The organism is Paenibacillus baimaensis (assembly GCF_025567575.1).
Genome location: NZ_JAOQIO010000095.1, coordinates 238,365 through 249,914, shown reverse-complemented (window position 1 = coordinate 249,914; position 11,550 = coordinate 238,365). Strand labels below are relative to the sequence as shown.

General features: G+C 46.5%; 11 protein-coding genes and 1 riboswitch. Of the genes, 9 read left to right on the top strand and 2 right to left on the bottom strand.

Features of this window, described 5'->3' with window-relative positions; translation table 11 throughout:
- Positions 1-143: 143 nt before the first annotated feature.
- The 8 genes from pxpB to OB236_RS27385 all read left to right on the top strand — a co-directional run bounded on the left by pxpB (position 144) and on the right by OB236_RS27385 (position 7,670).
- A complete protein-coding gene (gene pxpB, locus OB236_RS27420) occupies positions 144-872 on the top strand; it encodes a 5-oxoprolinase subunit PxpB (protein WP_262686788.1) in 729 nt (242 codons plus the stop codon).
- Positions 860-1,813, top strand: coding sequence for a 5-oxoprolinase subunit C family protein (locus OB236_RS27415; protein WP_262686787.1), 954 nt, complete (start codon positions 860-862; stop codon positions 1,811-1,813). Before pxpB ends, OB236_RS27415 begins: the two co-directional genes overlap by 13 nt.
- Before the next feature lie 17 nt (positions 1,814-1,830).
- Positions 1,831-2,595, top strand: coding sequence for a LamB/YcsF family protein (locus OB236_RS27410; RefSeq protein ID WP_262686786.1), 765 nt, complete (start codon positions 1,831-1,833; stop codon positions 2,593-2,595).
- Positions 2,596-2,677: 82 nt separating this feature from the next.
- Positions 2,678-3,160: an acetyl-CoA carboxylase biotin carboxyl carrier protein gene (gene accB, locus OB236_RS27405; RefSeq protein ID WP_262686785.1), complete on the top strand. Its 483-nt coding sequence runs from the start codon at positions 2,678-2,680 to the stop codon at positions 3,158-3,160.
- Between the two features lie 4 nt (positions 3,161-3,164).
- Positions 3,165-4,505: an acetyl-CoA carboxylase biotin carboxylase subunit gene (gene accC / locus OB236_RS27400; RefSeq protein WP_262686784.1), complete on the top strand. Its 1,341-nt coding sequence runs from the start codon at positions 3,165-3,167 to the stop codon at positions 4,503-4,505.
- A gap of 19 nt (positions 4,506-4,524) precedes the next feature.
- On the top strand, positions 4,525-5,406 hold the full coding sequence (locus OB236_RS27395; RefSeq protein WP_262686783.1) for a carbohydrate ABC transporter permease: 882 nt from the start codon (positions 4,525-4,527) through the stop codon (positions 5,404-5,406).
- The gene (locus OB236_RS27390) at positions 5,406-6,239 is read left to right on the top strand and encodes a carbohydrate ABC transporter permease (RefSeq protein ID WP_262686782.1); all 834 of its coding nucleotides are present in this window, start codon (positions 5,406-5,408) and stop codon (positions 6,237-6,239) included. Before OB236_RS27395 ends, OB236_RS27390 begins: the two co-directional genes overlap by 1 nt.
- A gap of 135 nt (positions 6,240-6,374) precedes the next feature.
- Positions 6,375-7,670 carry an ABC transporter substrate-binding protein gene (locus OB236_RS27385; RefSeq protein WP_262686781.1) on the top strand — a complete coding sequence of 432 codons (1,296 nt, stop codon included), beginning with the start codon at positions 6,375-6,377 and terminating at the stop codon, positions 7,668-7,670.
- Positions 7,671-7,841: 171 nt separating this feature from the next.
- Here OB236_RS27385 and OB236_RS27380 read toward each other — a convergent pair whose 3' ends face one another.
- A complete protein-coding gene (locus OB236_RS27380) occupies positions 7,842-8,930 on the bottom strand; it encodes a Gfo/Idh/MocA family protein (protein ID WP_262686780.1) in 1,089 nt (362 codons plus the stop codon).
- A 12-nt stretch (positions 8,931-8,942) separates the two neighbouring features.
- Positions 8,943-9,812 carry a sugar phosphate isomerase/epimerase family protein gene (locus OB236_RS27375; protein ID WP_262686779.1) on the bottom strand — a complete coding sequence of 290 codons (870 nt, stop codon included), beginning with the start codon at positions 9,810-9,812 and terminating at the stop codon, positions 8,943-8,945.
- Between the two features lie 234 nt (positions 9,813-10,046).
- Positions 10,047-10,213, top strand: a riboswitch (FMN riboswitch).
- A gap of 220 nt (positions 10,214-10,433) precedes the next feature.
- On the opposite strand from OB236_RS27375, the gene ribD reads away from it, so the two are divergent.
- Positions 10,434-11,549 carry a bifunctional diaminohydroxyphosphoribosylaminopyrimidine deaminase/5-amino-6-(5-phosphoribosylamino)uracil reductase RibD gene (gene ribD / locus OB236_RS27370; RefSeq protein ID WP_262686778.1) on the top strand — a complete coding sequence of 372 codons (1,116 nt, stop codon included), beginning with the start codon at positions 10,434-10,436 and terminating at the stop codon, positions 11,547-11,549.
- The last annotated feature ends 1 nt before the right edge of the window (position 11,550 follow it).

Below are 11,550 nucleotides of genomic sequence, written 5' to 3'. Positions count from 1 at the left end.
CAAAAATCAAGATTGTCCACTTATGTCCACAATTTTCTGTGTGGGACTCAGCCCTTATTATCGCTATAATTTTTGTATAGAGAATCCGTCTTGGCCGGATCTTCTCAGTAAGAATCAGCGTGAAGTAAGGAGGTTGGATCCAAGTGGTATCCTCAACGCTTGTTCCTCAATATCTCCCTTTAGGAGAGCAGGTACTCATCATTCAATTTGAACCAGTCATTTCTACTCTAGTGAATCGTCGTGTCCATGCATGGGCTGACAAAATCAAGGAAGCGAACATCCTGGGCGTCAAACAATGGATGCCTGCCTTCTCCAGTCTTTCGGTATGCTACGATCCTGTACGAATAAGCTACAGCCAGTTGTTGAATGCCTTGCAGCAAATCCAGCTGTCAGACGCTGATCTGGCGAATAGTAAAGGCAGAACGGTTCATATTCCTGTTGTTTACGGCGATAGCTATGGGCCTGATCTGGACTATGTGGCTGCCGAGAACAACATCAGTGCTAATGAAGTCGTGCAAATCCATTCTTCCTCTGCCTATCTAATTTATATGCTCGGTTTTATAGCCAGCTTTCCGTATTGTGGTGATTTGGATAGCAGATTGGCTTTACCTCGTCGTACAAGTCCTCGTGTCAAGGTCGAGAAGGGCTCGATCGGCATTGCCAACCGTCAAACATGTATATATCCAATAACGTCTCCAGGTGGCTGGCATTTGATAGGAAGAACGCCCATGGATACATTCGATCCTTATAAAACACCGCCGAGCTGTTTTGCTGCAGGTGACAGCATTAAGTTTGAAGCGATAACTTCAGCGGAAGCGGAGGGTTGGAACGAACATAAACAAAGAGAGTGGAATGAACAATGGAATTTATAGAAATCATCAAGCCAGGGATGTTCAGCACCGTGCAGGATTTGGGTAGATTCGATTTTCGCCAATATGGAATTCCACAGAGTGGAGCTATGGATGCGTTCTCATTCAGAGCAGCCAACCTGCTGGTAGGCAATCGGCAAAATGAAGCTGCTGTTGAATTTACGCTGGTTGGCCCCAAATTGAAATTTCTTCATGAGGGAGTGATCGCTATAACGGGAGCGGATCTCTCGTTCACATTAAACGGCCGTCCACTTGCTTTATGGAAGACGATTCGGGTTATGCCCGATGACATTCTTCAATGTGGTTCTGCCAGATATGGGTGCCGCTCCTATATGGCAGTCAGTGGCGGCATTGACGTTCCTTTAGTTATGGGCAGCAGCTCGACCTTTGCGCGGGGAGGGTATGGGGGCTTCCAGGGAAGAAGCCTGCGAACTGGAGATGTGCTTGCAGTAAAGACTGCTCAGCGTGTGTACACAGCATCAACACTGTGTAGAGTATTGCCTTCGAAATACCGACCCGTTTGTGATGGAAACCGTCCTGTCCGATTTATCACGGGTCCACAGGCAGATTCCTTTACTCAAGAATCGATGGATATCTTGACAACACAACCCTATACTCTATCTCATGATTCGGATCGAATGGGCTTTCGTCTTATGGGCCCTAAGCTCGTCCATACTTCGGGGGCGGATATCATATCCGATTATATAACAATGGGCTCGATTCAGGTACCGGGGGACGGTCAGCCTATTGTGCTGATGTCGGATTGTCAGGTAACGGGGGGTTATACGAAAATAGGTGTCGTTGCAGGTGTAGATTTGCCTTTTCTAGCACAGCGTAAGCCAGGAGACCAAGTGTTTTTTGAAATCATAAATATCGAACAGGCTCAAGCATTGTGGAGAGAACAGGAGCAACTGTTTTCTCTGCTTGATATCAACAATAGATAAAGAAGGAAGGGGAATCGATGCTTACAACTGTCGATTTGAATTGTGATATGGGTGAAAGCTTCGGTGCCTACAAGCTTGGTATGGACGAAGCGGTCATCCAGATGATTTCCTCAGCCAATGTGGCTTGTGGATTTCACGGTGGAGATCCCGATGTGATGAACCGTACAGTGGAGTTGGCGCGAAGCTTTGATGTAGGGGTGGGTGCTCATCCGGGGTACCCCGATTTAAACGGCTTCGGAAGAAGATTTGTGGATATGGAGCGCAATGAAGTGATCAATATGATCGTATATCAGATTGGCGCGTTGCAGGCTTTTTGTAACAAGCATAAGGTCCGACTGCAGCATGTGAAGCTGCACGGTGCGTTAGCAAATCGAGTGGATATAGATGAAGAACTTGCGAATTACGCAGCAGATGCAGTACTTGCATTCAATCCCGAGCTGCCTGTTTTCGTTAACCCGAATTCACTGATGCATAAGGTTCTGCTGGAAAAAAAACTGCATCCGATTCTGGAAGTCTATGCGGACCGTGCCTATAATGACGATCTGACCCTTGTATCCCGAAAATTGACTGGCGCGGTGATTACTGATCCGGACTTGGCAGCCAAGCGTGCTTTAAAAATGGTCGCTGAAGGAAAAGTAACTACGATTACTGGGAACGAGGTCGATATCACTGGACAGACGATCTGTGTACATGGTGACACCCCTACAGCGTTAAATATGATTAGTAAAATTCGTTTATTGCTGAAAGAAAATGGTGTTGGTATATCTTCATTTAAGCGTTAATAACAGGAGAAGCGGAAGCGGATCCTTACATCGGCACTATTCAAAATAATCATAGAGACACACAGAAGTGAGGTTATACCCAATGAATGCATCAGAATTAAAAGAAATCATCCAAATCGTCATTCAGGCTCCGATTGAGCAATTTTCACTTGAATATGAAACGGTCAAGCTGTCCATTTCTAAGCGCAGCCTCCCTGTATCATCCGAGGAAAGTCTGCCATCAGAATCCGGTTATCATTCGAAGCCTTTGATGGTTCCTCATCATGTGGAACGGGAAACCCAGGTCGGTACTATTGCAGCGGAGCCTGAAAGTGCGGCTCCAATTGAAATAGCTTCGCCTACAGTAGGTATCTTTTATTCATCTGCAGAGCCGGGAGAGGACCCTCTTATCCGAGTAGGTGACAGCGTAACAGAAACTACCGTTGTCGGTATTGTCGAAGCAATGAAATTGTTTAACGAGATACAAGCCGGGATCAATGGTGTCATCACAGAAATTTTGATCGAAAGTGGACAGCTGGTCCAATATGATCAGCCTTTATTTCTCGTAAAGCCTGTAGGAGTGTAGTCGTATGTTCAAAAAAATCATGATTGCCAACAGAGGCGAAATTGCGGTTCGAATTATTAGAGCTTGTCAGGAATTGGACATCCCGACCGTTGCGATTTATTCAAAGGCTGACAGAGATGCAATGCATGTGCAAATGGCTGATGAAGCCTATTGCATCGGACCTGTCAGCTCCAAGCAAAGCTATCTCAACATTAAGGCCATCCTGACCTTGGCTTCTGCAGTTGGGGTGGATGCGATTCATCCAGGATATGGGTTTCTTGCTGAAAATGCCGATTTTGCAGAGCTGTGCGGAACGTGCGGTATTACGTTCATAGGTCCCAAGCCTGATGCGATTCACAGGATGGGGGATAAAGCCCAGGCGCGACGAACGATGAAGCTGGCTAACGTACCCGTGGTTCCAGGTTCAGAGGAGCTAATAGAAGCTGTAGATGCTGCTGTGATTCTTGCTGATGAAATCGGCTATCCTGTCATTATTAAAGCTACAGCTGGTGGCGGGGGAAAAGGAATGCGAGTCGTCCAAAGCGAGCTGGAGCTGGACTCTATGTTTCGACAGGCTCAAAAGGAGGCGGAGGCGTCCTTTGGTAATCCAGGCGTTTATATGGAAAAGTATATTGAGGAGCCCCGGCATATTGAAATTCAGATCATTGCAGATGCCCATAACCATATCGTTCATCTCGGTGAAAGGGACTGTTCTATACAACGCAGACATCAAAAGCTTGTGGAGGAAGCGCCATCTCCTGCAGTCTCACCCGAGTTAAGGCAGGCCATGGGTCAGGCGGCTGTCGCTGCCAGCAGGGCTGTTGATTATTTGGGGGTAGGTACACTTGAATTTTTGCTCGATAAGCATGGGCAGTTTTATTTTATGGAAATGAACACAAGAATCCAGGTAGAGCACACGGTAACGGAGCTTGTGACAGGTATTGATCTTGTTAAAGAGCAAATTGCTGTCGCTGCCGGGTACCCGCTCTCATTCACCCAGAATGAGGTTGAACTGAAGGGGTGGGCGATCGAATGCCGTATAAATGCCGAGGATTCTGACAATCAGTTCAGGCCGTCTCCAGGTACAATAACGGGTTACCGGCTTCCTGGCGGTTTTGGGGTGAGGATCGACAGCTCAGCTTTTACCGGCTATGAAATTCCTCCTTTTTACGATTCTATGATAGCTAAATTGATCGTGTGGGGCCGGGATCGTCCTGAGGCGATTCAACGTATGAAAAGAGCTCTCCAAGAATTTCACATCGAGGGCGTCCGGACAACGATTCCCTTCCATCTGAAAGTTCTGCAGCATGAGTTTTTTAAAGCGGGTGACTGCAACACCAAATTCATCGAAACCGAGTTCCAATAGAAGAGAGGGAGGGGATACCATGAGAAAGTCCATGTCGTCGGAATGGATGCAGCAAACGGTGTTTCTGAGTCCTGCCGTTCTGTTCTATACCATCATTATTATGCTTCCTTTTTTTCTTGGCGTGTATTATTCATTTACCGATTGGAACGGGGTTGCTGACAGTATTCGTTGGGTTGGCTTAAGCAATTATCAAACGGTGCTTACCAAGGACACCAATTTTATTCAATCGTTCTGGTTTACGGCTCGGTTTACTTTTGTAGCTGTCATCCTGACAAATTTGCTCGGGTTTGCGCTCGCTTACTTTTTGTCCAAATCGCTGAAGACGCGCAATCTGTTAAGAACGGTTTATTTTATCCCGAACGTATTGGGCGGCTTGCTGCTTGGCTTTATATGGCAATTTATATTTGTTCAAGGATTTGCTGCCATTGGGAAGCTGACGAATTTGGGGTTTTTCAATCTACCCTGGCTTGGAACGGAGGATACGGCCTTTTGGGCGCTCATTATCGTATTTGTGTGGCATGGAGCTGGTTATATTATGGTTATTTATATCGCTGGTTTGACCAATGTGCCGAAGGACCTAATAGAAGCGGCCACGATCGATGGTGCGAACAGCGCCCAAATCTTACGCAGTATTATCATTCCGCTCATTATGCCAGTCATCACGATTTGTCTCTTTTTAACGATCGCCTGGGCTTTTAAAATGTTTGATTTGAACTTTTCACTCACCAAGGGTGGGCCTTATAACTCTTCGGAGTCGGTCGCAATGAATATTTACACCGAGGCATTTGTCAATAACCGATATGGACTGGGAACCGCCAAGGCACTTATTTTCTTTATGGCAGTGTCCATCATTACGGCGATTCAGGTGTCCATGACGAAGAAGCGTGAGGTGGATCTGTAATGAAAACCGATGCGTACAATGCCAGACTGCTGCTCGTTGAGATTGCGTTAATTGTTCTTGCGCTCCTGTTTCTGGCACCGTTTTATTTTGTATTGGCCAACTCGGTGAAAAATTTTGCCGAGATTCTGATCAATGCGGCAAGCTTGCCTAAGGTGTTGCGATGGGATAACTATGTACATGCATGGAAGGTGCTGCAATTTGCTACTACACTTAAAAATTCCTTGTTAATTACAGTATTCAGCAACATTGGCTTGGTCATTATATCATCAATGGCGGCTTACAGACTGGCACGCAGGCCGAGCAGGTTCAATCGGATGCTGCTCGCCGTATTTGTGGCAGCTATGGTCATTCCGTTCCAGGCGATCATGATACCATTGGTAAAGGTCGCATCCTGGTTTCACCTGATTAACAGTATTCCGGGCATTGTTGTCTGTTATTTCGGTCTCTGTGTTTCGTTTACCATTTTTTTGTATCAGGGTTTTGTTCGCTCCATCCCGTTCGAAATAGAAGAATCCGCTAAAGTCGATGGCTGTAGCCCATACGGTGTGTTTTGGAAAATCATATTTCCGTTGCTTAAACCAATGACAGTTACAGTTGTCTTGCTAAACAGCCTGTGGATGTGGAATGATTTTCTGCTCCCATCTATCATTTTGCAGCAAAAAGACTTGCGAACCATCCAGGTCGCTATTAACTCCTTATTTGGCGAATATACGAATCAGTGGGATCTTGCGTTAGCAGCGCTTGTGATGAGTGTGGTACCGATCCTGATCTTCTTCCTTGCTCTCCAGAAGCATATTATCGAAGGGATTACCTCCGGCGCTATCAAGGGGTAAAGTGGTACAAACCTGACCTCATAGGTCAGGAGCAATTTCATCCACCTCAATAGTCAAACCTATGAGTGTCCGCCACTTAAAGGCTGAATTATAATAAAATGGTAAACAATAATAGAACGAAGGGGAGTTTGAACGATGAAACGATCGCTTACTGCTGGCAGTGCGCTTGTATTGTTAATGTCCTTTTTGACTGGTTGTGCAACGAATGGAGACAAGTCCGCTGATACGAAAACGGCGAATAACAATGCGAAGCCAAAGAAAGAAGTTACACTTAAAATCTTTCAGGCTAAGGTTGAGATTTCCGAGCAATTGAATAAGCTGAAGGATGAGTATGAAAAGACGCATCCAGGCGTCAAGGTCCAAATCGAGACCGTCATTGGCACCGACTACAATACAATCCTCAAGACCAAATTTGCCGCAGGTGAAATGCCGGATATTTTTAACAATGAGGGCTTTCAGCAGCTGGAAACGTGGAAGGATCGTGTAGAGGATTTATCCGATCAGCCATGGGCAAAGGATGTATTCGATTTTGCCAAGGAGCCTACTACAATCAACGGCAAGCTTTATGGGATGCCAGTCTCGCTTGAAGGTTATGGCTTCGTTTACAATAAAGATTTGTTTGCCAAAGCGAACATTACAGAGCTTCCCAAAACACTTTCACAACTAGAGGATGTCAGCAAGAAGCTGCAAGCCAATGGTGTGACGCCTTTTGTGAATATGTTTCAGGTATGGTCCTCACTCGGGCGGCATTTCTTCAATAATCCGATGGCCAAGCAGCCCAACACCGATGCGTTTATTAAGGATTTGAATGATGGGAAGGTAAAATTTGCCGGTAATCCGATTTTTGCCGACTCCTTGAACATGCTTGATCTCATTGTAAAGTACGGCAACAAAAACCAGTTGACGACCGATTATAACAGTTTTATCGCTACTTTTGGCAGTGGTCAGGCTGCAATCATGCAAAGTGGGAACTGGACACTACCTTTGATTCAAAAAATCGATCCGAAGATTAATGTGGGCTTAATGCCAATTCCGATCAACGAGGATGTTGCTTTGAATGACAAGCTGTTTGTAGGCGTACCGAATAACTGGGTTATCCATAAAGATTCTCAGGTGAAGCCGGAAGCCAAAGAGTTCTTGAACTGGCTGGTCACCTCGGATATTGGTAAAAACTATTTGGCAAAGGAATTCAAATTCATCCCCGCTTTAAAGACAATTCCTGCTGATGCGGCCTCTGTAGGCACACCTGGCGAGGATATCGCTAAGTACCTCAAGGAGAACAAGGTGCTTGGCTGGCACTGGCCGAAATACCCTGATGGCAGTCCACAGGAAATGGCAGCCTCTTTACAGAAGTACATCGCAGGCAAAGTAAACCGCGATCAATTGTTAGCCGAATTCCAGGGTACATGGGATAAGATGAAAACCAAATAATAGGGATGTCACAAGCAGTAATGAAGAGGTGTCAAGGTATCTCCAAACGGAGAGGCTTTGATGCCTCTTCTGTTTATCCATCTTAATCCGCTGGTCGAAAAAAACCGCTTGAATCGGTTGTTCCGATTTCAAGCGGTCAGGCCAACTACATATCTGGTGCGTGCTCAGGACCTAATGATTGAAGTAAATCGTTTTTTCGGTTGCAGCAGATTGGTAAACGGCTTCGAGAATCTCACTGACAACGAGTGCTTGTTCAGGCTTTACGAGTGGCTCTGTATCATTTAGTATGCATTCAATCCATAATCGTGCTTCCAGATCGGCTGGGCTTTCGTCCGCAGCAGCCGCATAGAATACGACCGCACCACGCTCAAAGCTCACTTTATGTTCGTACAATCGACCCATTTGTTCCCCGTTGATCCGCAGTCCATCGTCCATATCCGCTCCGCCTTCGGTGCCGCAGAGGACTGTTTTCGCTTCGCGCACATCCATAGTGTTAAGCGCCCAGCTGGATTCCAGTGTAATCGTCGCGCCATTCTCCATTTTAATAAAACCAATCGCAGAATCCTCTACGGTAAATTTTTTCGTGTCCCAGGGACCCCACAGGTTGGCTGCATTTTCGCGGCCTGCAAGCTTGTGAAATACAGAGCCTGTTACACTGACTGGCTTATAGTTGTCCATCATCCACAAGGTCAGGTCCAATGCGTGCGTTCCGATATCAATCAAAGGGCCGCCACCCTGCAGTTCTTTTTCAAGAAACACGCCCCAGGTGGGTACAGCCCGCCGACGAATGGCCAGCGCCTTGGCCAAATAAATTTCGCCCAGATTGCCGATACTGCACAGATTTTTCAAAAATAAGCTATCCGGACGATATCTGTTTTGATAGCCAATTGTCAATTTCTTGCCTGTCCGTTTGGACGCTTCGAGCATATTCCGTGCATCGGTAGAGGTGATGGCCATTGGCTTCTCGCACATGACATGCTTGCCGGCTTCAAGCGCAGCTATCGTGATTTCCGCATGGGAGCTGTTAGGCGTACACACATGAACGACATCAATTGTGCGATCCTCCAGCATCTTTCTGTAATCCGTGTACACAGTAGACGATTCGCTGCCATAATCCTTGGCTGCTTTAAGGGCTTTTTCCTCGATAATATCGCAGAACGCGATAACCTCAATGTGAGCAAGCTTGGATAAGCTGGGCAAATGCTTGGATGTACCAATCCCCCCCAAGCCTACAATGCCAATCCTTAATTTATCTGTCATAGTGGTGTCCTCCTATGTTGTTTGAGACAGATTCATCAGTTCAACCATACGCTTGTAACTGAATTCAACACTGTCCAATTGATTGCGGGCTGTAAAATCCTGTTCGACAAAAATGGTTTTCACAATATCCATTTCGCGGATGGTAGCAATAATAGCGGGAATATCCATGACGCCTTCACCGATCTCGGTGAATTGATCTGTTGTTGAAGTACCCAGCTTTTTATCAACCGTAATGTCCGCATCCTCGCCAAAGAAATCGAACCAATTGACCGGCTTGGCAGTGGCAGGCATATCCTTTTGATGAACCAGATCACAACGCTCACCAAGCGTATGCAAATACTCAGAAGGGTCAACGCCTCCTCTGAGGGCCCAGTACGTATCGAACTCGATTTTTACCAGATCCTTATCCGTATTGGCCAGGATAATCTCCATGACGGTTTGACCTTCAAATTTTTGGAATTCCTGAAAATGATTATGATAGTAAAAATCAAGACCATTTTTACGGCATATTTCTCCGCATTTGTTCAGTGTTGCACTGAAATCGAAAGCGGCCTGCTTATTTTTGAACATGGACATGGAGATGGAGACAGCAGGCATTTCAATTTCCTGAACAAAGGGAATCAGACGCTCCCAATGGACATTTTCGATCGGGAACATTTGAGCATTTAATGCTCTCATCCCTAGGCGATCCAGATTGCTTTTGAATTCTGCTGCCTTCATGCCAGCAACCGAATAACCACCATGACCTGCAGCATCGGAGTAATGGATGGCCAATTCGAGATCCTTATATCCAATCGCAGCTACCTTTTCCAATGCACCCAAAGGATCTTTCTGCAGTTCATTTCTTACGGAATAGAGTTGAAGTCCAAGTGACAAACTCAATTGTGGCGCCTCCCTTGTTTGGTGTTCGTTTTGAGGTTCCTATTAATTATAAGTCAGCACCAAATGTGCCGGACACTCATAGGTTTGACTATTGAGGTGGATGAAATTGCTTAGTGAACCAGCGTGCAATCGTTTTCGAATACTAACTGTTGCAATTTCACGAAAATGATGTTAAAATTCTGTCAAAGTATTTTCCAACCTACTTAGTAGGAATTTCAATCAACATAATAGGATGTTTTCCTTCGGGGCGGGGTGAAATTCCCCACCGGCGGTGATATGAGACGCTTAACAGCGTTTTGTTCAGTCCGTGACCCGTGGGCTTCAGCTTTATTGCTGCAGTCACCGGTGGACTTGGTGAAATTCCGAGACCGACAGTATAGTCTGGATGGGAGAAGGGAAAACGTGGACACTGGTATTTGTCGTGGGTTGTTATGAAACCAACTGCAGCATGATAAGAAAAATAGGTTTAGGGCCTGTTCATTTTGTGTTGCCTTGGATAATTCAATCGCGTAGATGCGCTATCACTCTGCGTTTTTTTCGTAATTCTTTCACAAGCCCCTTCTGTAGAGAAGAGGGCTTTTTTTGTTAACCCAATAGCAATTTAGCAGGGAAGTGACTTTGATGGAGCTGTTGAATGATGAATATTACATGAGGCTCGCTATTCAGCTTGCTGGTGGTGCAGCAGGACAGACGGGAATTAATCCGGTCGTAGGCTGTGTACTCGTCAAGGACGGCAGGATCGTTGGAATGGGTGCTCATCTCAAACGGGGAACGGCCCATGCTGAAATTCACGCCTTGCAGATGGCCGGAGCTGAAGCAGAAGGGAGCACAGCCTATGTTACCTTGGAGCCCTGCAGCCACTTTGGCATCACGCCGCCCTGCAGCGACCGACTCATTAAAGAAAAGGTGAAACGTGTCGTTGTTGGCAGCGAGGATCCCAATCCGCTGGTAGCTGGAACCGGGATTGAACGTTTGAGACAGCATGGTTTGGAGGTCGTAACGGGTGTGTTAGCCGAAGCGTGCCGGGAGCTGAATGAGACGTTCAATCATTTCATCGGTTCCAAACGCCCGTTCGTCACGATGAAGACAGCAAGTACACTGGATGGAAAGATTGCCTCCAGGACGGGGGATAGTAAATGGATCACGAATGCGGAATCTCGCACTTATGTCCATAATTTACGCCACCGTCACCAAGCGATTATGGTCGGTATAGGGACCGTTCTTGCAGATGATCCCTTGTTGACGACACGACTGGATGTACCTGCGCTACACCCGATTCGACTCATTATCGATTCGACCTTGCGGCTGCCGCTTGAGTCCAAGGTAGTGACGGATCGTACCGCAGAGACACTTGTTCTGACAACAGAGAATGCTTCAGAGTCATCCAAACAGCGGCTTGAAGCGGCTGGTGTGACCGTCATTTCATGTGGCAGTGGACCTCAAGTGGACCTGAGCAAGGCAATGGAGCTTTTGGGTGGACGCGATATCGCATCGATTTTACTCGAAGGTGGAGGCACACTGAATGGTGCGATGCTGGAGCAGCGGCTGGTTAACAAGATTCATTTGTTCTTTGCACCCAAAATTATTGGAGGCGGCCGTCAATCACTGGATACGATGCCTTTTGCAGGGTTTGATCGTATGGAGGAAGCTATCCGCTTGGAGCGTACCACGGTTCAACAGTTTGGTGAGGATGTTTGCGTAACTGGATATCCACGCTATAGCAGCGAGGTGAGGTAAG